This is a genomic window from Paenibacillus barcinonensis (assembly GCF_003217495.1).
GTDB classification, from domain to species: Bacteria; Bacillota; Bacilli; order Paenibacillales; family Paenibacillaceae; genus Paenibacillus; species Paenibacillus barcinonensis.
On sequence record NZ_QJSW01000023.1, the window covers coordinates 1 to 22,880 of the forward strand.

Annotated in this window: 16 protein-coding genes; all 16 read left to right on the forward strand. The window is 50.3% G+C overall.

All coding sequences use genetic code 11. The annotated features are described in order from the left end of the window. Positions 1-731 precede the first annotated feature (731 nt). The 16 genes from DFQ00_RS23720 to DFQ00_RS23795 all read left to right on the forward strand — a co-directional run bounded on the left by DFQ00_RS23720 (position 732) and on the right by DFQ00_RS23795 (position 22,810). Positions 732-959, forward strand: a complete 228-nt coding sequence (locus tag DFQ00_RS23720) for a DUF896 domain-containing protein (protein WP_110899000.1) — start codon at positions 732-734, stop codon at positions 957-959. Between the two features lie 154 nt (positions 960-1,113). After that, complete coding sequence (locus DFQ00_RS23725; protein WP_110898949.1) at positions 1,114-2,073, forward strand: ring-cleaving dioxygenase; 960 nt, start codon at positions 1,114-1,116, stop codon at positions 2,071-2,073. A 291-nt stretch (positions 2,074-2,364) separates the two neighbouring features. Next, on the forward strand, positions 2,365-3,450 hold the full coding sequence (locus DFQ00_RS23730) for a low temperature requirement protein A (protein WP_110898950.1): 1,086 nt from the start codon (positions 2,365-2,367) through the stop codon (positions 3,448-3,450). Positions 3,451-3,652: 202 nt separating this feature from the next. Then, positions 3,653-6,436: a glycoside hydrolase family 3 C-terminal domain-containing protein gene (locus tag DFQ00_RS23735; protein WP_110898951.1), complete on the forward strand. Its 2,784-nt coding sequence runs from the start codon at positions 3,653-3,655 to the stop codon at positions 6,434-6,436. A 223-nt stretch (positions 6,437-6,659) separates the two neighbouring features. Continuing rightward, entirely contained in the window at positions 6,660-6,851 is a 192-nt protein-coding gene (locus DFQ00_RS23740) for a hypothetical protein (RefSeq protein WP_090924244.1), read from the forward strand. Between the two features lie 351 nt (positions 6,852-7,202). Further along, the gene (locus tag DFQ00_RS23745; protein WP_110898952.1) at positions 7,203-8,231 is read left to right on the forward strand and encodes a sialidase family protein; all 1,029 of its coding nucleotides are present in this window, start codon (positions 7,203-7,205) and stop codon (positions 8,229-8,231) included. Between the two features lie 103 nt (positions 8,232-8,334). Continuing rightward, positions 8,335-9,126 carry a copper homeostasis protein CutC gene (locus tag DFQ00_RS23750; RefSeq protein ID WP_110898953.1) on the forward strand — a complete coding sequence of 264 codons (792 nt, stop codon included), beginning with the start codon at positions 8,335-8,337 and terminating at the stop codon, positions 9,124-9,126. Between the two features lie 46 nt (positions 9,127-9,172). Then, positions 9,173-10,639 carry an alpha-L-fucosidase gene (locus DFQ00_RS23755; RefSeq protein WP_110898954.1) on the forward strand — a complete coding sequence of 489 codons (1,467 nt, stop codon included), beginning with the start codon at positions 9,173-9,175 and terminating at the stop codon, positions 10,637-10,639. Position 10,640: 1 nt separating this feature from the next. Beyond that, positions 10,641-12,443 carry a glycoside hydrolase family 35 protein gene (locus DFQ00_RS23760; protein ID WP_110898955.1) on the forward strand — a complete coding sequence of 601 codons (1,803 nt, stop codon included), beginning with the start codon at positions 10,641-10,643 and terminating at the stop codon, positions 12,441-12,443. Between the two features lie 109 nt (positions 12,444-12,552). After that, positions 12,553-13,419, forward strand: a complete 867-nt coding sequence (locus tag DFQ00_RS23765) for a sugar phosphate isomerase/epimerase family protein (RefSeq protein WP_110899001.1) — start codon at positions 12,553-12,555, stop codon at positions 13,417-13,419. 91 nt (positions 13,420-13,510) lie between these two features. After that, positions 13,511-14,569 carry a Gfo/Idh/MocA family protein gene (locus DFQ00_RS23770; RefSeq protein ID WP_110898956.1) on the forward strand — a complete coding sequence of 353 codons (1,059 nt, stop codon included), beginning with the start codon at positions 13,511-13,513 and terminating at the stop codon, positions 14,567-14,569. A 381-nt stretch (positions 14,570-14,950) separates the two neighbouring features. Next, positions 14,951-16,363, forward strand: a complete 1,413-nt coding sequence (locus DFQ00_RS23775) for an alpha-L-fucosidase (RefSeq protein ID WP_110898957.1) — start codon at positions 14,951-14,953, stop codon at positions 16,361-16,363. Between the two features lie 347 nt (positions 16,364-16,710). Further along, positions 16,711-17,655, forward strand: coding sequence for an ABC transporter permease (locus tag DFQ00_RS23780; protein ID WP_244213984.1), 945 nt, complete (start codon positions 16,711-16,713; stop codon positions 17,653-17,655). A gap of 15 nt (positions 17,656-17,670) precedes the next feature. Next, the gene (locus DFQ00_RS23785) at positions 17,671-18,579 is read left to right on the forward strand and encodes a carbohydrate ABC transporter permease (RefSeq protein WP_110898959.1); all 909 of its coding nucleotides are present in this window, start codon (positions 17,671-17,673) and stop codon (positions 18,577-18,579) included. 184 nt (positions 18,580-18,763) lie between these two features. Continuing rightward, a complete protein-coding gene (locus DFQ00_RS23790; RefSeq protein WP_110898960.1) occupies positions 18,764-20,398 on the forward strand; it encodes a type 2 periplasmic-binding domain-containing protein in 1,635 nt (544 codons plus the stop codon). Positions 20,399-20,566: 168 nt separating this feature from the next. Further along, entirely contained in the window at positions 20,567-22,810 is a 2,244-nt protein-coding gene (locus DFQ00_RS23795; RefSeq protein ID WP_167433817.1) for a helix-turn-helix domain-containing protein, read from the forward strand. The last annotated feature ends 70 nt before the right edge of the window (positions 22,811-22,880 follow it).

Here is a 22,880-nt window from a genome sequence, read left to right on the forward strand (position 1 = left end):
CGTCGCTCGCATATGGACCCCCGCGCTTAGGGCTTCGGGCTAAATTGCATCATTTTTGTGTTGGGCTTGACTAAAACGTTCATAGCAACGATCTCCAGAAAGCTTATTTCATTCAAAATCCTGAAAAATGAGCCTGATCCGGCTCAATTCAGCAAAATAGCGTCTCTGAGGATCGTTAAAATGTTCCAAAGCCCGAATATGCCGAAATAAGGCCTCTCCTGATCGTTAGCTCTCGCAGTAGAGGGTGACAGTACTGGCAGAGTTGTACTAACCATGGGCGATATTTGGCTAACGTGCCTGGATTGATGAGCATTTCGGAGCGGCTTGTGCACATTACTTAGTTCAACTTATCTAGTATTAGATTTGATATTAGGACGTGTCTTGAAACCTACTGAAGTGCATCTTTTACTGCCTTTTCGCCCCCTGCTGCGTCAAACGGATCGAGTAATCTCGAATGTAGAAAGGGTTATATGATGAAGGGTTAGTTCACAGGAGTGGTATAACTGTGGGCTAACCCTTGTTGCTTTGAACCTATAATGAAGCGAGATGTTCGAGCGAGGGTAAAGCCCTCTTTTCACAAAAACAAAGTGTTGACATCCGATCTGAAATCAATTATCTTTATATTAAGATATTTAATTTGAATACAACAAGGGATAGTGACAGCAAGCGAAAGGCAAGAATATACTCAAATAAATATCTTTAATCCATGCCCAGGAGGAGAGGTCCAGATGATGATTCCAACATTGACGCGAATTAATGAGCTCGCGCGAAAAGCAAAAGCGGTTGGATTGACGGAGATGGAGCAGGCAGAGCGGACTCGCCTTCGGCAGGAATATCTGCAGACCTTCCGTGGTTCGGTCAACGACCTTTTGCTGAATGCGACCATCTATGATCCAAACGGCGATGATGTGACTCCAGATAAATTGAAACAAGAGCAGGCTTCCAGACAGAATCCATAGGGATATGGGTACAGGCGAAGTGGGCAACTAGTGCGGATGATGCTATTCCTCCTGCACTAGTTCTACAGAGCGTATATCTTAATTTAAAGATAAATATAAAATAACATACAAAAATACCTTATAAATAAAACATGAATCCAAGGAGGAAACAATTATGAACATTCAAACAACAGGTATCCACCACATTACGGCTTTTGCTGGAGATCCACAGGCCAATGTAGACTTCTACGCCGGGGTTCTGGGACTTCGACTCGTGAAAAAAACAATAAACTTTGATGCACCGGATGTATACCACCTGTACTTTGGAGATGAACACGGCAGCCCTGGAACAATCATCACCTTTTTCCCGGCAGCAGGGTCACCTCGAGGTCAGATCGGCGGCGGGCAGGTCGGCATCACTTCTTATGTCATTCCGCCGGGCTCGATGGACTTCTGGCAAAATCGCCTGGAAGGCTTTAATATCGAAGTAACCAAAACCCGGCGCTTTGATGAAGCATTGCTGCAATTTGAAGATAGCGAAGGCTTGCGTCTGGAGCTGGTTGAACGGGAAGAGGGCGCGGCAAATACGTGGGTGCAGGAAGGTATCCCGGCTGAACATGCGATCAAGGGCTTCGGCGGAGCTGTGCTGTTCAGTGTAAACCCGCAGCGTACTATGGATGCACTCGAGCGCATTCTTGGATTTGCGAAGGTCGGTGAAAATGAAGAGTTTGCCCGCTTCCGCTCCATCGGTGATATCGGGAACATCGTGGATGTACCTGTTACCCGCGTACCGCTGGGTATGGGCGGCGCAGGAACTGTGCATCATATCGCATGGCGAGCAGTGGATGATGCACAGCATGCACAGTGGAGCGAGGCCGTACGTGATTACGGCTACCAGCCAACTCCGGTGAGGGATCGCCAGTATTTCAACGCCATTTATTTCAGAGAAGCGGGCGGTATTCTGTTTGAGATTGCAACCGATCCTCCGGGCTTTGCAAGAGATGAACCGGCTGAAGCGCTGGGACAGAAACTGATGTTGCCAGAATGGTTCGAGCAATACCGTACTCAGATTGAGAATAATCTGCAGCCGATCCAGGTCAGAACACTCACACCTGCAACAGCTGTGACGGAGTAAGGTAGAGATATTAAAGGTATAAAATAAGATGTGCCCGGAGCACGTTCTCTGGGCACATCATGAATATCCGCAACTTAAATATAAGTTGCCCTTTTTACACATGAACGAAGAGGACAGAAAAAACCTGAAAAAGCATAGCGTTCGCCTTTATCACCGGATTTTCCCCTTTAGTAAAGGGAATCAAAAAATCTGGGGATAACAGCGATTAGAAGGTTATTCTGTCATCGAAGTGGCCGTGTAACCCCCTATTTCAACTAATATGAGACTAACCCAAAGGAGCACGGAGGGAAGATGGAGAAGAAGGTCACCTGGCTCGAGCTGTTCTATGATTTGCTTTTCGTCGCCGCAGTCTCCAAAGCAGGCCATGTCTTGTTACATGCCGAGCACGGTGTAATATCATTTGAATATCTATTAAAGTTCGTGTTAATCTTCATCCCGGTATGGTGGGCATGGGTTGGTCAGACCTTGTTTATCAACCGTTATGGTCAGGATATTCTGAGCCATCGGGTTTTCCTCATCCTTCAATTGCTGTCCGTGCTGGTGATGACGGCAAGTCTGTCCACTCATTTTGACGAACACTACCTGTCCTTTTTCGTTGGATACATCGGTTCGAGAGCGTTTACCGCAATACAATATCTGACCATCCACAAGTCGAAAAGCAAGCATCAGCAGCAGGCAGCCCGTTTTCTGGGCCTTGCGTTTATCATTGGCATCGTGATCTCATCCGGCTCCCTGTTCTTTGATTCATGGGTGCGTTATGTGATCCTGTACGCGGGAATCGCTGTGGATATGATTTTACCGCTGCTTGGTCGTAAAAACCTGGTGAAAGTGCCTGTGCAGACACATCATCTGCTGGAACGCTTTGCCCTGTTTACCCTCATCCTGCTGGGAGAGTCCGTGGTCAGTATTATCGCGGTATTGTCAGCGGATCATTGGGACATGCCGTCTATTCTGTTTACCGCCTTCACATCCTTGTTTGTCATTGCGATGTGGTGGCAGTACTTCGATAACGTGGAGAAAAAAGTGAGCAAAGAGATGCAGACAGCGGGGCAGGCTATCATCTACGGTCATCTGTTTATCTACATCTCCATGAGCATGATTGCCGCGTCCATCCAACTGCTGTACCAGAACCAACTGAACTATGGGTTCATGCTTGCGTTTGTGTTTGGCTCGGTGCTGCTGTATTTCCTGTCAACAACGCTTGTATTTCATCGCTACAGACACCCGCATCTTCGCTTGGGTGCACGTCATATGGTGATTATGATGGGATTGTTAGCTGTCTTTGTGGTGGTGGATCTGATCTACCGCGTTCCCGGGTATGTCATTATGGGTGAGGATATGCTGTTCTTTCTGGTCTATGCGAAGCTGACGACCTGACAGCGCCTGGTGTTTGTATAAAAAGAGAGAGCCGCGAACAGTCCTTGTTTGCGGCTTTAGTATTTGTTATATGAACATAAATATTTCTCATATATTTTCATACCGGCAATCTGTTAATATGGGACTAGGTACAAGTAAATCTGCCATATTCACGAATTTCGTTAACATACAGATATGGGGATGACAATCAGGAGGGAAATCATTGAGTACGAATCTAATTGGTGTTCCATTGGAAGGGTTTGCAGAGTTTAGCCGAACGGTAGCTGCAGAAGGAGCAGTTTTGCTTAAAAATGAAAAACAGGTGCTTCCACTCGGACGTTCCGAAAACGTTTCAGTTTTTGGCCGGATTCAAGTGAATTATTATCGCAGCGGCACAGGTTCAGGCGGCAGTGTACACGTCGCTTACACAACGAATCTGCTGGATGGACTACGCAGCAAAAAGAATATTACCGTCAACGAGGAACTGGCGGCCATTTATGAGAAGTGGATCGAGGAAAATCCGTTTGATGATGGCGGGAAGGTCTGGGCAGCCGAGCCGTGGAATCAGAAGGAAATGCCGCTTACAGACGAGCTGGTGGCACAAGCCAGAAGCAAATCGAGCAAAGCCATCGTGGTCATTGGACGCACCGCAGGTGAGGATCAGGATAATGCAGATGCACCCGGAAGCTATCGTCTGACAGACGATGAGAAGGCGATGCTGAAGCATGTCACGAACCATTTTGAACATACGATTGTTGTACTGAACGTCTCGAATATTATGGATATGAGCTGGCTGAACGAAACGCTTCTACATCCGATTCAAGGTGTGATCTACTCCTGGCACGGAGGCATGGAGGGCGGTAACGCTATTGCAGACGTACTGGTGGGAGACGTGACACCAAGCGGTAAATTGACGGACACGATTGCGTATTCAATTGAGGATTACCCGTCCACGAGCAACTACGGGAATGAGTTCAAGAACCTGTATCAGGAAGATATTTATGTAGGTTATCGTTTTTTCGAAACGTTTCGACCTGAAAAAGTACAATTTGAGTTCGGTTATGGTCTGTCTTACACCACATTTGCGACTCAAACCGAGGAAGCTCGAACTGTTACCGAGAACGGGGAGACGTTGATCGAGGTTCAAGTGAATGTGACCAACGCTGGCACGACTTATGCGGGTAAAGAAGTGGTTCAGGTGTATTATGAAGCACCGCAGGGAGAGCTGGGACAACCCGTGAAGGCGCTCGTGGCTTTTGGCAAAACAGGACTGCTGCAGCCCGGCGATTCCGAGCTGTTAACGATTCGCTTCCCGATCCATCGCATGGCCTCTTACGATGATGCCGGTGTGACCGGATATGCTTCTGCCTATGTGCTTGAAGCGGGAACGTATCGTTTGCATGTGGGTACAAGTGTGAAGCAGGTAGAGCATGTTGGCATTGATGGCCAAGAGGGCTATGTTGTAGACCGTGTTCAACTGGTGGAGCAATTACAGGAGGCGATGGCGCCAACGGAAGACTTCACACGCATGAAACCAGGCGCACGCAAGGCAGATGGAACCTACGAGCTGACTTATGTTGCTGTACCGAAACGCAGCGTGTCCATTGCGGATCGCATCAAGCAGAATCTGCCGCAGACGCTGGAGCAAACGGGTAATCAGGGCTACAAGCTGAGCGATGTCAAGGCGGGTAAAGTCAGTCTGGAGGCCTTTGTAGCTCAGCTGAGCGATCAGGACCTTGCAGCAATTGTGCGCGGGGAAGGCATGAGCAGTCCGCTGGTTACTTCGGGAACCGCATCTGCTTTTGGTGGCGTAAGCGACAGTCTGTTTGGCTACGGTATTCCTGTGGCATGTACGGCAGACGGCCCATCCGGTATTCGTATGGATAGCGGGGAGAAGGCAACACAAGTATCTATCGGTACGCTGCTGGCAGCAACGTGGAGCGCAGACTTGGTGGAAGAACTGTATGTGATGGAAGGGCGCGAGCTGTTGCGTAATCAGGTGGATACCTTGCTCGGACCTGGACTTAACATTCGCCGCAGTCCGCTGAACGGTCGTAACTTTGAATATTTCTCGGAAGATCCGCTCATCTCGGGTGTATTTGCTGCGGCATGTACGAAAGGTATTATGAAGGGCGGCTCCAACGCCACCTTGAAACACTTTGCCTGCAACAACCAGGAGAAACACCGCAGCAAGGTTGACGCGGTTGTGTCCGAGCGTGCCTTGCGTGAAATCTACCTGAAAGGGTTCGAGATCGCAGTCAAAGAGGGTGGAGCCAATTCCATTATGACCTCCTACAATCCGATCAACGGGCACTGGGCAGCATCCAACTACGATCTGAATACTACCATCCTGCGCGGCGAATGGAACTTTGACGGCATTGTGATGACGGACTGGTGGGCGATTATGAACGATGTAGTAGAAGGCGGAGAAGCGGATCGCAAGTTCACGAACTGGATGGTTCGCGCACAGAACGATCTCTATATGGTTGTACCAAACTATGGCGCAGAGATTAACGGCTGGGACGACAACACGATGGAATCATTGGAAAATGGAACCTTGACCCGCGGCGAGCTGCAGCGCTCCGCGATCAATATCTGCAAATTTATCATGAATGCGCCGGTATCCTCACGCAAACATGAAATTGTAGAGAACGTGGCTTCCTTCCAGGCCAATGCGTCTCTGTCCGCTTCGGACGCTCAAGTGCTGGCTGAGAATGCACAGGTGAAACCTGAGGTAACAGGGCCTGTGTATATGAAAGTGGATGAAGCAGGCCAATATCGGATTATTGTGCAGATCATGTCTCCTGAGCCTGAGCTGGCACAAAGCGCATGTAACGTGCTGCTGAACGGTCAACTGGCAACAACGATTCAAACGAATGGTACGGAAAGTAAATGGATCAGACAAAAGCTGGTGAAAGTGCAGCTGGAGGCCGGATTGTATGAGCTCAAGCTCGACTTCACCAAACCGGGCTTGCAGATCGACTGGATTGAGTTCAAGCAGGTGTAGGTTTGGTGTGGCGGTACACGTTTGATAGATAAGGGGAATTTTAAAATAGATTGGCTGTATGGCCCTGGATCTTATTCAATGTTACGATGTAACCGACCATGTAGCAGTATAACAGAGGGCACTGCTTGCAGTGTCCTTTTGTTGTAACCGGAGTTGCAGACTGTTATGATCAAGGTACAGATCGTGGAGAAATTGAACAATGGGGTCAGGGGTGTGGTAACTGATGAAAAGATACAATTATTTAAGTCCAATTCTGCTGATTGTTGTGGCATTAATCGTCCGGGGGCTGGTCACGAATGTGTGCATGCTGTTTGGACTGTCTCAAGAGGTGTCCAGCAATATAGCCATGCTGGCCATGATTATTGTGGCTTTGATTATGTTTAACCGAATGACAAAAGCCCGGCGTAACAAGTAGATGTAAATGCATCAGCATATCATGAGCAGGGGCCCACGGCAATATGAAAGCCCTTTATTCATAGAGGGTGTGTCATGTGAATGACAGATACAGATGATCGGGACGAAGTGGAGAGTTCTCTCTGCCTCGTCTTTTTTTCGTATTTTCATAAGATGGCCTTCGACTATCCGCAAGGAGGACATCGTTGATATAAATGGTTCAATCAGAAGATACATCACAGGTATTGACGCGCATAACCTAACGTTTTAGACTGAAGGTATATTATAATAACGAAGTTAATAACAAAAATAACGAACGAAGTGATGCTAATCAAAAAAATAGTATGATTCCATCTCATCAGGAGGCCCGCTTATGAAGATTGATGCTGATAAACAGTATGTTTTTCGGGAAGGTCAGTCGTTTCAGAGCAGTCACGGTTCTACGGTTGCGATACTGCCTTCAGGTCTTGTTATTGTGGCGTGGTTTGCGGGGCTGCATGAGAAGTCAAGCGACACGGCCATCTGGATGGCGATCAAGGAGCAAGGTGGATCGTGGTCAACACCGCACAAAGTGGCGGATGAGCAAGGTATTGCACATTGGAACCCGGTACTGTATACACAAGGCAGTTCACTGGTGCTCTTTTACAAGGTAGGGCATGAAATTACAGACTGGCACACTCGCTGCATGCGCTCGGAGGATGGCGGGCAGACGTGGACTGCTGCTCGTGAGCTGGTATCTGGTGATGTGGGCGGTCGTGGTCCGGTGCGTAATCATCCCGTGCAGCTGGCGGATGGCACGATCTTGGCTCCAGCTTCTGTAGAACGTGTGGACCCGGAAAATCCTGACAAGCAGGTGTGGGAAGCCTTCGTAGATATTTCAACTGATGAGGGCAGGACATGGATCAAAAGTGCACCTGTACCGATGAATTTATCTGTTTATGTAGGGGCCGAGCATTGGTTTGCCAAAGGTCTGATTCAGCCTGCCTTGTGGGCTTCTTCGGATTCGGATGCTGAACATGTACATATGCTGCTTCGCAGCACCGAAGGATGGATTTACCGTAGCGACTCCGGGGATGGAGGGCACACCTGGTGTGAAGCTTACCCGACAGAGCTGCCAAACAACAATAGCGGAATTGATGTCACGCGGATGGAGAGTGGCTTGCTTGCACTTGTTTACAATCCAGTGAGTGGATATTCGACGGAGAGTCCCCGGACACCGCTAGTGGTAGCTTTTTCGAATGATAATGGTGAGACCTGGGGAGATGAATTTGTGCTCGAAGATGAGCCGGGGGAGTATTCTTACCCTGCCATCGTATCTCAGGGGCAAAGTCTGTACATTACGTATACGTGGAAAAGAGACCGGGTGGCGTTCTGGAAACTGAACGTTCAATCATCGGAATAAGGAAGGACCGCAGAGACGCTAAGCAAGCGTTTATTCGGTCCTTTATAGCGTGGTTTGCTGGAGATTATGTTGTCAATCCGCGGCAAGGAGGTGTTTCTTTTCTATGATAGATCATTCGAAACGACAGCCTGTATTAGAAATCATCGCTACGGACACAGCAGATGCCCGAGCGGCAGAGCTGGGCGGGGCCGACCGTATTGAGCTTGTAGCGGCGATGACCGAAGGCGGGCTGACCCCCAGCTATGGTGTGATCGAACAGGTTGTAGCGCATGTTTCGATTCCCGTGTATGTCATGATCCGCCCTCATAGCCGCTCGTTCTGTTACACCCCGGATGATATTCGCGTGATGACACAAGATGTGCGAGTGGCAAGAGCGCTTGGTGCAGCAGGCGTGGTAATTGGGACTTTGACGCCAGAGGGGGAAGTGGATCGGTCCCAATTGCAGCCTTATCTGTCCGAGGCCAAGGGGCTAGGGGTGACGTTCCATCGTGCCATGGATGCAAGCTCAGACTTGCTGGCAGCGCTGAATGAGCTAGGCCGTATCCGTAATGTGAGTGAGAGAAAGGTTGTCGAGCGAGTGCTTACGTCGGGAGGAAAGCCGACAGCACCCGAAGGTCTGCCTGAGCTGAAGCAGCTTCAGGAGCTTGGTCAAACGTTGAACATCGCTGTTATGGCAGGCTCGGGTGTGACGATTGAAGGCATTGCAGAGATTGTGAGTGCTACGGGCATCACCGAGATTCACATGGGATCGGGCGTGCGGAAGGCGGGAAGTTTTCAACATCCCGTTGATGCAGAGCTTGTTGCTCAGGCCAAAGCACAGTTGATATGTGCCGTTCGGTCATTGGAATTGCATGAAGTGGCGAGGGCTGCGGGGCGTAGGAGGCTGTCGAGATAGTGGAACAGATAGATCAAGGCACATGCACATAAGGGAGTGAGAGTTCATGAGTTCAACGCAGTCACCAGCAGATTGGATCAAAATGGCGGCACAGGTTCGTCCTTCGCAACGTCAGATGAGATGGCAGGAGATGGAGTTCTATGCGTTTATTCATTTTACCGTGAATACCTTTACAGATCGGGAATGGGGGACAGGGGAGGAGGACCCGGTGATCTTTAACCCGTCCGAGCTAAGTGCAGAGCAGTGGGTGGCATCCTGCAAGGCGGCAGGCATGAAGGGGCTGATTCTGACGTGCAAGCATCATGACGGGTTCTGTTTGTGGCCGAGCCGTTATACAGATCATACTGTCGCAGCGAGTCCCTGGAGAGAGGGCAAGGGGGATCTGGTGCAGGAGGTTGCGGATGCCTGCCGTGAGGCCGGCTTGAAATTTGGAGTATATCTCTCTCCTTGGGATCGCCATGAAGCTTCATACGGGGATTCGGAGCGGTATAATACATTCTTTCTATCACAGCTGCGCGAGCTGCTTACGAATTATGGCGATATTTTCTGCGTGTGGTTTGATGGGGCATGTGGTGAAGGGCCAAACGGGAAAAGGCAGGTCTATGATTGGCACGCATATTACGCGCTCATCCGTGAGCTTCAGCCGGAGGCTGTCATCTCGGTGTGCGGACCGGATGTTCGCTGGTGCGGTAATGAAGCGGGACATACGAGGGAATCGGAATGGAGCGTTGTACCTGCGCATATGCAGGATAATGAGAAGATTCAGGAGCAGTCGCAGCAGGTGGATGATGGAGCGTTTGCCCAAAGAGTCAATACACAGGACAGTGATCTGGGAAGCAGGGCTGTTATCCGTGATTATGCTGACAAGCTGGTATGGTATCCAGCCGAGGTGAATACCTCCATTCGTCCGGGCTGGTTCTATCATGCGAGTGAGGATGATCAGGTTAAAACACTGGAGGAGCTGCTCTCCGTATATCACGGTGCGGTAGGCGGCAATGCTTGTTTTCTGCTGAATCTGCCGCCGGATCGGCGCGGATTAATTCATGAGCATGACGTGCTGCGATTGCGAGAGCTGGGTTCGGTGCTGCGTGCGACGTTTGGTGAAGACCTATCTACAGGTGCCCAGGCAACAGCTTCGGAGACGATACACGACGCGTATGGAGCATCGAACGTGCTTCATTCAGGCGAACAGCCAGATGCCTATTGGTGCCCGCACGAGGGGACGGAGCAAGCATGGATTGAATTGCTTTTGCCGGAAGAGCGGACATTTGACCGTGTGATGCTGATGGAGCATATCCAATCAGGGCAGCGAATTGAGCGATTTACGCTGGAGGTGTGCGGTGAGGATGGACTGTGGCAGGACATCTATGCCGGAACGGTCGTGGGGTACAAGTGCATCTGCTGTTTTTCCCAAGTGACAGCTCGCCGTGTCAGGCTAAGCATTCAGGAGTCCAGATGGGCTCCAACATTATCTAAGTTCAGCCTACATTATAGTGAGCAGGAGGGCGTATGAGATGGCGGTGCTGACGTATGAGGGGTCACAATTTATGCTGGATGGAGAGCCGATTCAGCTTCTGTCGGGTGCCATTCATTATTTTCGCGTTGTGCCCGAATATTGGGAGGATCGGCTGTTGAAGCTGAAGGCCTGCGGTTTCAATACGGTGGAGACGTATGTGCCATGGAATATGCATGAGCCGCAGCCGGGAGTGTATTGCTTTGATGGCATGGCCAATGTGGAGCGGTTTATTCAGCTGGCAGGAGAGTTAGGCCTGCATGTGATCGTTCGTCCGAGTCCTTATATCTGTGCGGAGTGGGAGTTTGGCGGCTTGCCATCCTGGCTGCTGGCAGATGACAGCCTGCGGTTACGGTGCGACGATCCGGCGTTTCTTGCGCATGTGGATCGGTACTACGATGTGCTTTTGCCCAAATTAAAAACGTTGCAGAGCACTCATGGCGGTCCTATTATTGCCATGCAGATCGAAAATGAATACGGCAGCTTTGGTAATGATGCGGGATATTTGCGTTATTTGCGGGATGGCATGGTGCGGCGGGGGATGGACGTGCTGCTGTTCACCTCGGATGGACCAACCGATCATATGTTGCAGGCTGGCTCGGTGCATGGACACTTGGCGACCGTTAATTTTGGTTCAGGCACAGAAGGAGCATTTGCCAAGCTGCGTGAATATCAGGCTGGAGCGCCGCTGATGTGTATGGAATTCTGGAATGGCTGGTTCGATCACTGGGGTGAACCTCATCATACCCGGGATGAAACGGATGTAGCCCAGGTGCTGGAGGAGATGCTTGAAGCGGGTGCGTCGGTAAATTTTTATATGTTCCATGGCGGCACGAACTTCGGCTTTTATAATGGGGCGAACTGTCAGCAGAAGCATCAGTATGAACCGACCATCACAAGTTATGATTACGATTCGTTGCTTCGTGAGTCGGGTGAGCCGACAGCCAAATTTTACGCTGTGCAGGACGTTATTTCACGCTATCGTCGTTCGAAAGAACAGAATAATGACTCTAAAGCAGGAGATATGGTTTTGCCAGAACCGATCAAAGCTGCCGCCTATGGCCGAGTGGAGATGGTGCATAGGGCAGAGCTGCTCACACAGCGGGATACACTTGCTGTTCCGATGCAACGTACCCATCCCGAGCCGATGGAGAGGCTGGGGCAGGATTATGGTTTTACCAGCTACCAGACACGGATATCCGGGCCAAGAGAGCGACAGGAATTGATTGTTCAAGAGGTGCGAGACCGTGCGTTAGTGTTTGTGGATGCGCATCTGCTCGGTGTACTGGAGCGTGGGAACGGCGGAGCGACCGTGTCATTTGAAGTGCCTCTGCAGGGGGCTGACCTGCTCATTCTGGTTGAGAATATGGGACGAATTAATTACGGGCCGTACCTGAGAGACCCGAAGGGCATCACGGAAGGGGTACGGCATGGATTTCAGTTTTTATATGACTGGACCGTTCACTGTCTGCCGATGCGTGACCTTTCAGGTCTGAAATTTACGGAGCAGCAGCAAGGCATGACGGCAGATGCAGCAGACACACCATTTTTTTATAGAGGTAGCCTTCATATTCAGAACACAAGCGAGGTAAAAGATACATTTCTGCGTCTGGATGGCTGGACGAAGGGTGTTGCATATGTAAACGGATTCAATCTGGGGCGCTACTGGAGCATAGGACCGCAACAAACCTTGTATGTTCCTGCCCCGCTTCTTCGCCAAGGAGACAATGAAATCATATTATTCGAACTTCATGGCACATCCGATGCAGCTGTAATGTTCGTAGATAAGCCGGATCTGGGCTAGAAGAGGAAAATCGTTGAGCCATGCGATTATTGGCAATTGCCCTGAGTGCTGGAAAACGGTATACGTTGGGTATGGACACCCATCACAGGAGAGGGAGAGGATGAGCAAGATGAAAGTTGGACTTAGCACATACAGTTTGCAGCAGGCTCTGGATCGTAAGGAGCTGAGTGTGCCGGATGCCATTCGCTGGATTGCCGGGCAGGGCGGGCAGCATGTGGAGATTGTGCCGATGGGCTTCAGTTTGATCGACAATCCAGAGTTGATTGAGGAGATCAAAAAGGCTGCACAAGAGGTAGGGATTGAGCTTTCCAATTATGCGATTGGTGCCAATTTTGCTGTTCAGGAGAGTGCCGAGGCGGTGGAGCAGGAGATTCAGAACGTCATGCGTCATGTGGACGTGGCAGCGGCTCTGGGGGTGAAGCTGATGCGTCATGATGTGGCTTTTCGCCCTGCATCCGAAGGAACGGTAGCCCAGTTTGAACTAGACCTGCCCGTGCTTGTCAAAGCGAGCCAGCGAATTGCTGATTATGCGGCGGGTTTTGGCATTACAACGAGTGTAGAGAACCATGGATATTACGTGCAGTCGAGCGAGCGCATCCAGCGTTTGCTGCATGAGACGGGACGGGATAATTTCAAAACGACGCTGGATATCGGTAATTTCCTCTGTGTCGATGAAGATCCGGTGAGTGCGGTGAAAAATAACATTCCCTACGCGTCTATCGTTCACGCCAAAGATTTCTACTGGCGGCCCTCCACCCGGAATCCTGGCGAGGGCTGGTTTCAGACCTCCCACGGCAATTATTTGCGCGGAGCCATCGTGGGTCATGGTGATATCAACATGCCTGAGGTATTCCGCGTGCTGAAGCAGTCCGGGTATGACGGATATATCTCTGTTGAATTTGAAGGTATGGAGGACTGCCAGACCGCATCGCGCATCGCCATGGACAACGTGCGCCGTTTGTGGGAGGAGGCGTAATCTGAGGCAGCATCGGAACTTGTCTTATAAATGGCTTTTCGGAGCTGAGCATTATAAATTCATTTTTATCGATCAAAGGAGGAGTAGTGAGATGTCCAAATTAAAAGTCGCCGTGATCGGGGCCGGTTCCATATCGGATTGTCACCTGCAAGCCTATGCCAGCAACCCGGAAGTGGAGATATATGCGATCTGTGATCTGAACGAAACCCGTGCTGCCGATGTAGCGAAGCAGTACGGTGCGTCTCATGTGTTTACAGACTATAGAGACCTGCTTGCCCTGCCGGAAATTCATTCCGTCAGCATCTGCACATGGAATGATTCACACGCCGAGATCAGCATTGCCGCTCTGGATGCGGGAAAAAACGTGCTCTGCGAGAAGCCGCTCTGCCAGACCGTTGAGGATGCGTTAGCGGTGGAAAAGGCTGTGCGCCGCAGCGGAAAGCTGCTGCAGGTTGGTTTTGTGCGTCGTTATAGCGACAATGCCCAGATCCTGAAAACATTTATCGATGAAGGCGAGCTCGGTGAAATCTATTATGCCAAAGCCTCCAGCCTGCGCCGACTCGGCAATCCGGGCGGCTGGTTCTCCGATAAAAGCCGCTCCGGGGGTGGCCCGTTAATTGATATCGGCGTGCATGTGATCGACATCTGCTGGTATCTGATGGGCAGACCGAAGGTGAAGTCTGTTTCCGCCAACGTCTCCAATCGGTTGGGCAACCGGGCTAATGTCCGTAACCTGTCGTTCTATAAGGCGGCAGACTATGATGCGAAACAGAACAACGTGGAGGATATGGCGAATGCATTGATTCGTTTTGAAAATGGAGCCAGCCTGCTGGTCGATGTCAGCTTCACCCTGCATGCCAAGGCTGATGAAACAGCGGTCAAGCTATACGGCGACAAAGGCGGCGCCGAGCTGGAGCCGGAGATCTCCATCATTGGCGAGAAGTTCAACACCATTCTGAATATGACACCACAGGTGGACTTTAAGTCCTTTGACTTTATGGGCTCGTTTCGCAACGAAATCAACCATTTTATCGACAGCACGCAGGGGCGCAAAGAAACCCTAAGCCCTGTAGAGGACGGCGTAGAGGTAATGAAAATGCTGTGCGCCATCTACGAATCCGCACGCGAGGGACGGGAAATTTCGTTATAGATTACACAAAAACGGAGTGCCCCAGTGTAAATCTTCATCAAGTGAACTAGGTTTTCCCTAACCGGAGGGGACAGATAACCCGACGTACCCAAGTTACCCAAACGACAAGGTAAACCAGTCTGTGCGCGTTGTAAAAATTCCATTTACACGTGAAACGGAGAGTGCAGAACCAATCTGGAGAAGCGAAGTGTGCGCCTAAAAGCTTTCTGTAGGAAAGCTACATCGGAAGCATATGCTATCCCCGGATTTCCCCATCAGGGAAATAGTTCAAAGAAATCCGGGGATAACAGCGATCGGAAGATGGTACTGCAATCGGAGTGCCCCAGTGTAAATCTTATCATTTTATAATGTGAGACATTTTAACTTAAGGAGATGACCCTTTTGACCGAAACCAAAATCCCCCTGCCAGAGCAGGAAGAGCAGATCGTTGAAGCCGGTGTACACAACTTTAGCAAAGAGGACGAGTGGGTGAAGCCCGAGGATCCGCTGCTGCTGGAGCGGCTGGAGTGGTTCAAGGATCAGAAGCTGGGCCTCATGATGCACTGGGGGCCATACTCTCAGCTCGGTTTGGTGGAGTCGTGGGCGCTGAGTGATGAGGATGGCGACTGGTCGCGGGATGATGTCGACTGGACGGATGATATGGAGGACTTCAAGCGTGAATATTTCGACTTGAACAAAACCTTCAATCCAATCCGATTCCAGCCCGAGGAATGGGCACAGATGGCCGCGGACAACGGCTTTAAATATTTCTTATTCACGACCAAGCATCATGACGGCTTCTGTATGTGGGATACGAAGACCACGGATTATCGGATCACGGGAAAGGACACACCGTTCCACAAGCACAAATACGCCGATATCTGCCGGGTGCTGTTCGATGCTTTCCGGGCCAAGGGACTCGGCATCTCCGCGTATTTCTCCAAAGCCGACTGGCATACCCCGTACTACTGGGCTCCGGGTATGGAGCGCGGACGCCATATGTGGCGTGGGCCTTCATACGATCCGCACAAGTATCCATGGATGTGGGAGAAGTTTGTGGAATTCACCCATGAGCAGATCATGGAGCTGCTGACGAATTACGGGCGCATCGAATGTCTGTGGCTGGACGCGGGCTGGGTACGCGAGGGTCGCCACGGGCAGGATATCCGGCTTGGTGAAGTGGTAGAGCGGGCAAGAAAGAGCACGCAGCCCTGGCTTCTATCCGCAGACCGCACTGTAGGCGGGCCGTATGAGAACATCGTGACCCCTGAGCAAACGATCCCGGAGCATCCGATGAATATCCCGTGGGAGAGCTGCATTACTGTGGGGCATTCCTTTGCGTTTGGCTTCGATGATCAGTACAAATCGGGACGTCAGCTTGCCCACATTTTGCTCGAGGTCGTGTCCAAAGGCGGCAATCTGGCATTGAATGTCGGACCACAGCCGGACGGACGTCTGCCTAAAGGGGCTATTCGAGGGATTCAGGGATTGGGAGAGTGGCTGAACATCCATGGCGAAGGCATCTATGGCACCCGCATCTGCGCACCATACTTCACGAAGGAGTGGGCATTTACACAAAAGGCAGACATCAATACCGTTTATGCCTTCCGTATCTATCGCAACGAGAACGAGACCCCGGAACAGCAACTAATCATTCCTTATGTAGAAAAGGTAGGGCGTGTTGAACTCGTAGGTACTAATGACGTACTTTCGTATCAGCAGACGACAAACGGGCTGCTCGTGGAGCTGCCGCGATCCGCTACGAATGGGGAAGCACCCATCACACAGACGTTCAGATTGGACACCACAACATAAAAACACATGTCAATTCCGGGGGAGATATCAGAGCCCCCGGAATTTTATTTTGAATACATAAGAGCTGTGCCTCCTGACGATACGCGGCTTTAAAGGCTTGCCTGGCAAGGGTTTTTAGAATAAAGAGAGGTCGGAGAAAATTGCAAATTGATCAAAAAGCCCCCAGCAAGGTACTATCAAATCAAGAAAGCGCTACCTGATATGAATATTGACATTGATTGCGTTGGAAGCCAAGATTCAGTCTCAGAAAAGAAGATTTAAGGAATTTAAATGTAATGTATTATTACACTTGAGGTTGAGAAGGAGTGACGCAAATGAGTCGAGCTACGGAAAGCATACCCGCGAACATGGACCTGCAGCAGATGAATCAGGCGGAGCCCAAGCGGCAGCATCCATTCATCCGAAGCCTCAAGAAGCACTGGGAGCTTTATCTGCTTGTATTGCCTCCTGTACTGTATCTGTTGATCTTTAAGTACATTCCAATGGTCGGTGTACAGATTGCCTTCAAGGATTTCAGTGTAGTCAAGGGCATCTGGGGTAGCCCGTGGGTAGGATTAAAGCATTTTGAGGCTTTTTTTGAATCCCCGAACTTCTGGCTGTTAATTAAAAATACAATTGGAATCAGCTTTTACTCCCTGCTTGCCGGTTTCCCGATCCCGATCCTGCTGGCGCTGGCGCTGAACGAGATTCGAACGGGATTTTTCAAAAAGACCGTGCAGATGGTTACGTATGCTCCGCATTTTATCTCTACCGTAGTTATGGTTTCCATCATCATTCTGATGCTTTCCCCGCATGTGGGTGTGGTTGACAAGCTGTTCTCCATGCTAGGCTTCCCGATGACCAACTTCATGGGCATTCCGGAATACTTCAAGTCCATCTATGTCTGGTCAGGCGTATGGCAGGGTATGGGGTACTCATCCATTATCTACATAGCGGCCTTGGCGGGGGTTGATCCTTCCTTGTACGAGGCAGCGAAGATGGATGGCGCTTCCAGACTGCGGAAAATATGGCACATCGACCTGCCCACCCTTGTTCCAGTCACAGTGATCATGCTGATTCTGAGTCTCGGCAGCATTATGGGCGTGGGCTTCGAAAAAATATATCTGATGCAAAATCCGCTTAATACCAGTGCTTCAGAGGTGATCTCCACGTATGTGTACAAGGTCGGTCTGATCGGAGCCAACTTCAGCTTTTCTTCGGCGGTCGGATTGTTTAACTCCGTGATCAACCTGATTTTGCTGATTATCGTCAACAGCATTTCCCGTAAAGTATCCGAGAACAGCCTGTGGTAAAGGAGGAGTGTATCCATGTTTAAACGGATGAACCGTAACCGGATCAAGGACCCGATGGGGGACCGCATCTTCATGACGCTAAATTATATTTTTCTCATCGCCATTCTGTTAGTGGTGTTCTACCCGCTCTTGTACATTGTCAGCTCCTCGTTCAGCTCGTCCCGTGCCGTTACATCCGGTCAGGTGTGGCTCTTCCCGGTGGATTTCAATATCAAGGCGTACATCTCCATCTTCAAAAGCCAGCAGCTCATGCTGGGGTTCTACAACACGATCATCTACACCGTGGTCGGTACATTTATTAATGTGGCGCTGACCGTCATGCTGGCCTATCCGCTTTCCCGCAAATCGTTCTACGGACGGGGAGCGATCATCATCTTTATGATGATTACGATGTTTTTTGACGGGGGTCTCATTCCGACCTACCTGCTGATGAAGAACCTGCATCTGCTCGATACCCGCTGGGCGATGTGGCTGCCAGGAGCACTCGCTGTGTTTCAGGTGATCGTTGCCCGTACCTTTTTCCAATCCTCCATCCCGGAAGAGCTTGGAGAAGCGGCGGAGATGGACGGGTGCCGTGACATACGCTACCTGATCAGTGTTGTGCTGCCTCTGTCCAAACCGATTCTGGCGGTCATGACGCTCATGTATGCAGTCGGTCACTGGAATGCGTATTTCGATGCACTCATCTACCTGCGTTCCGAGAAGCTGTTCCCGCTGCAATATGTGCTGCGTAATCTGCTGATTCTGAATGCGGCTGACCCGGCGATGCTTGCCAATACGAGCCAGCAGCTGCGGGATCAAGGGTTCGAGCAGGTATTGAAATATGCGCTCATTGTTGTCGCGAGTATTCCAATCCTGATCATGTATCCATTTGTACAGAAGCATTTTGTCAAAGGTGTCATGGTGGGCTCCCTCAAAGGTTAATGCACCGCAGGATCATCTGTATTCGGTTCACATCACGTAAGTGCTTCGCTTTAACTTCAGTGGGAGTCGGCTTTTGAAGGGAGGTGGGGGGCACGCGCCGGCTTCCGGGCCTGGTTTTTAGAAACCAGTATACCCGTATAGCATGACCAAGGTTTGCCGTTATGAACAAAAAGGAGGAGTCAGATTGAGAAAATCCTGGATTTCGATGTTGTTTCTGATCTTTGCTTCAATGGCTGTGTTGTCGGCATGCAATTCGTCTGATAAAGCGGATGGAGGGAGCGAGGGGAGCGGCGAGAGCACCGGCCCGGTTACGATGACCTTTTTTGCTCCACAGGGCAAAGCGTCGATGGAAGAGAACGAATTTACCAAGTTTATTGAGAAAAAATTCGACGTCAAGCTGAAATGGGATCTGGCTCCAACGGATGCATTGCAGGACCGCAGACAGCTGCTGCTTGCCAGTGGCGATTATCCTGAAGTCTTTCTCCACGGCAAGTTCACGACCTCAGACCTGCAAACCTATGGTAAACAAGGTGTGTTCCTGCCGCTTCAGGACTTGATCAAGCAATATGGCCCAAATCTGACCAAAGTGATGGAAGAGAAGCCGTATTTCAAGGATGCCATTACAGCACCGGATGGAAACATCTATGCACTGCCTATTTTCAACGAGTGTTATCACTGTACGTATGCACAAAAATATTGGATCAACACCGATTGGCTGAAAAAGGTGGGTCTCAAAATGCCTACAACGACCGACGAACTGTACACCGTTCTGAAGGCATTCAAAACACAGGACCCGAACGGCAACGGCAAGGCTGACGAAATTCCGCTCACAGGTGCACCGAACAAATATGTATGGAACGGCAATATTGATGCGTACCTGATGAACAGCTTTATATACAACGATAACGACAAATACCTGATTGTGAACGATGGCAAGGTGAGCTTTGCCGCCAATCAGGAAGGGTGGAAGAAAGGGCTGGAGTACATGCACAAGCTGTATGCCGAAGGCCTGATTGATCCAGCTTCCTTCACGCAGAATGACCAGGCTGTAGGTCAGCTGGGGAACAAGGAAGGCGATGAGGTGGTTGGCTCCATTACAACCGCGCTCGTCAGCTATCTGGTGAATACGTATGACAAAAAAATTACCCGCCACCAGCACTGGGATATCGTGCCGCCGCTGAAAGGGCCGGATGGTGTGCAGACAACGGGGGCAACACAGAGTGTTGGCGAGTTTGAATTCGCAATCACCAACAAAGCAACCGAAGCGCAGCAGATTGCTGCAATCAAAATTGTGGATTATATGTTCAGTGAAGAGGGAGCGCTGTACGCCGAGTACGGCCCAACCGAAGGAAAGGGCTGGAAGAAGGCTGACCCGGATGAGAAAAACATTAACGGTGAGCCTGCCAAGTACAGCTACTATAACCTGCCTGAGCGTGATCCAAACGTAGTTGTGAACGAGAGCTGGTCACAGATCGGTGCGCATGACTTGTCCAATACGTTCCGTAACCTGTTTGCGGAGGGTCAGGACCCGCTGTCCGCGGAAGGATACGGTACCCGTCTCGCTCAAGCGACGAATGTATATGCACCATATGCGCCTAAAGAGGTGTATCCGGCAAACGTATTTATTCGTCCAGAGGATACAGAGTCAGCAGCTCAGCTGACGACGGCGATTAAAGATTACGTGCAGACCAATATGGCGCAGTTCATCATTGGCAGCAAGAGCATCGAGAAGGACTGGGATTCATACGTCAAAGGATTCGATGGACTGGGCTTGAGCAATTATCTGGATATTTATCAAAGTGCAATTGAGAAAAAGTAATATGTATGGACTGTCCCGCCTGTCACCTGTGACCGGGGCAGTCTTCTCCTATGACAACCCCACGTCATTCGATATAATGTACAGCATATTTATGAAAATTTAGTGAACAGCAGGGCAATTGGTTGTCGTCATGCAGCATGAAATGGAATGGTGGGGGGGACGCGGGAGATGAGCAACAATTGGTTCAGACGTTTGCTGTTATCGTATTTGCCTATATTTTTTATTGTGACGTCGATTCTTTTTTTTATTTTTTTTCAGGTGTTTAATGAGCAGAACCGAAGGGAAGCGCTCAAAGCAAATGAATTTCTGGCTTCTCAGGTTACACAGTATCTGGATAATTCCTTGCGCTCGATTGATTTCAAGGTGCTGCGCGAGATTTTGACCAATTCCAATCTGAAAAACTATTTCTCGGTATCTGGCAGCGAGGATGTATATGCCGGCATTCAGGCAGTTAAGGTCATCGACGAATTGAAAATAGAATATCCGCTGATTGACTCGGTGTATTTGGTCAGGTACAGCGATAACACGGTTTTCAGCAACGGGAAGGCTGTTCCGGTTTATGAGTTCCCCGATGCTGCATTTATTGAAGATAGCCGCTCCAAGGATGAGCAGAAATGGGTGGGTGCTCGTTCTTTCAAGGCATTCCCGTCGCAGACGGCGGAGCAGGTGATTACGATTGTACGCAGTGTTGCCAACGGCCGGGGACTGGTTGTGACAAATGTGGAGCTGAACACCCTGCGCAAATCCATTATGCAGATGTATGACCCTGAGTTTACGTTTGTGAACATTTACAATCGGGCAGGAGGCAGCCTGTGGCACAGCGGAATGTCTGAGGAGCGTACGTTTGACTCTACCCTGGCCTCCAAAACAGCATCAGCATCAGCCTCAGGAGAAGTATTCTCTGAATTTACGTCCAGCTACAGTGGCTGGAAGGTGCAGACGGGGCTGAACAATGGAAGGATCGTCAAGTTTGCCCTGCAATTTTATAATATTTGGTTTATTTTTGCCGCTGGTGTTGTGTTGGTCGGGGTGGCATGGGTGGTCTATGTGACGCGCAGAAACTACAAGCCTATTCAGCAGATTGTCACGTTGATCCAGACGGTATCCTCACAGAAGCCGTCTGCCCTGAATTATGGCAAGGAGAACGAGTTTCGTTTTATTCATACCACTCTGGAGCGCATGATTGATCAGACGCGGCAGTATGAGGAGGAGCATGAGGAGAATCTGATTTTGCAGAAAAAGGTCTTCTTTCAGGAGCTGCTCGAAGGTACACGGGATTACTCCAGTCAGGAGCTGTCTGCGCAGATGAGCCGATTCAAGCTGCCAGAACTGGAGCATCGCTGGGCTGTGCTGGTGGTGGAGATGGATCGGTATGACGTCTTTGCGGCGGAGTATCATCAGCAGGACCAGGCTCTCTTGAAGTTTGTGCTGTCCAGCATTCTGCAGGAAAGTGCGCGGCACGAAGGAACAGATGTGTGGGCCGAGTGGGTCTCCGATCAACGTCTCTATGCCATGCTCTGGCTGCCGGAGATAGCGCATTCCGAGGAGTTGGAAGCGCGGTTGCTCACCGATTATCTGGACCGGATTGGTCAGTACCTGCACTTTACCGTCACCATTGGGGTAGGCCGGGTCGCTGTTGATCTTCGCGGGCTGCGGGCATCCCTCAAAGAGGCGGTGCATGCGCTGGAGTACAAGGCTGTGCTGGGCACCAATCGCATGATTCCATGTAGTGAGGTACCGAATTCCACCAATGATGTGTATGAGTTTTTAAAAACAATCTCGCTTCTGGTGCAGTCGATGCGGCTGTCGGATGACGTCTGGGAGCAGCATTTCGAGCGGCTATTCAACCAGGTTCGCCAGTCTGTCCTGTCACGGCAGGAGATTATGAACACGGTGCAGCTGTTGTTCCAGCATTACAATCGGGAATTTGCCGAGTTGCCGCAGGAATATCAGGAGACGTGGGCTGCGATATTTACGCCGCTGCTGCCCAGACTGGAGGGCTGGGAGACGCTGGACGATCTGCGAGAGCTATGTCTTGAGGGTTTCCGGGAGCTGGCCCGGCAGATGCAGACATTGCAATGCTCTCGCAAGCATCGGTCACATATTTTGGAGATTCGCAAATATATCGAGCAGCACTATAACAATCCTGATCTGTCTTTGAATTACCTGAGTGACCTGTTTGATATCAATCCGAAGTATCTAAGTAAGCTTTTTAAAGATGAGCTTGGCGAGAAGTTTGTGGATCTGCTCATCAGCCACCGCATCGAAAAGGCGAAGCAGCTCATGCAGGAGACGGACAAAGCCATTCAGGAGATCAGCGAGGAAGTAGGGTATACCAATTACAATTCCTTCAACCGGGCCTTTAAAAATGTCGTTGGCATGGCTCCGAGTGACTATCGCAAGGCGATGTAAGGTTGAAAGTCCAGGGCAGGATGAAGTTATACACGGCAGCACAGGTAACAGATACAGAGTCCGCTAGTCA

Coding starts and splice junctions, on each gene's coding strand:
- DFQ00_RS23720 (WP_110899000.1), top strand. CDS start 732: ATGATTCCAACATTGACGCGAATTAATGAGCTCGCGCGAAAAGCAAAA.
- DFQ00_RS23725 (WP_110898949.1), top strand. CDS start 1,114: ATGAACATTCAAACAACAGGTATCCACCACATTACGGCTTTTGCTGGA.
- DFQ00_RS23730 (WP_110898950.1), top strand. CDS start 2,365: ATGGAGAAGAAGGTCACCTGGCTCGAGCTGTTCTATGATTTGCTTTTC.
- DFQ00_RS23740 (WP_090924244.1), top strand. CDS start 6,660: ATGAAAAGATACAATTATTTAAGTCCAATTCTGCTGATTGTTGTGGCA.
- DFQ00_RS23745 (WP_110898952.1), top strand. CDS start 7,203: ATGAAGATTGATGCTGATAAACAGTATGTTTTTCGGGAAGGTCAGTCG.
- DFQ00_RS23750 (WP_110898953.1), top strand. CDS start 8,335: ATGATAGATCATTCGAAACGACAGCCTGTATTAGAAATCATCGCTACG.
- DFQ00_RS23755 (WP_110898954.1), top strand. CDS start 9,173: ATGAGTTCAACGCAGTCACCAGCAGATTGGATCAAAATGGCGGCACAG.
- DFQ00_RS23760 (WP_110898955.1), top strand. CDS start 10,641: ATGGCGGTGCTGACGTATGAGGGGTCACAATTTATGCTGGATGGAGAG.
- DFQ00_RS23765 (WP_110899001.1), top strand. CDS start 12,553: ATGAAAGTTGGACTTAGCACATACAGTTTGCAGCAGGCTCTGGATCGT.
- DFQ00_RS23770 (WP_110898956.1), top strand. CDS start 13,511: ATGTCCAAATTAAAAGTCGCCGTGATCGGGGCCGGTTCCATATCGGAT.
- DFQ00_RS23780 (WP_244213984.1), top strand. CDS start 16,711: ATGGACCTGCAGCAGATGAATCAGGCGGAGCCCAAGCGGCAGCATCCA.
- DFQ00_RS23785 (WP_110898959.1), top strand. CDS start 17,671: ATGTTTAAACGGATGAACCGTAACCGGATCAAGGACCCGATGGGGGAC.
- DFQ00_RS23795 (WP_167433817.1), top strand. CDS start 20,567: ATGAGCAACAATTGGTTCAGACGTTTGCTGTTATCGTATTTGCCTATA.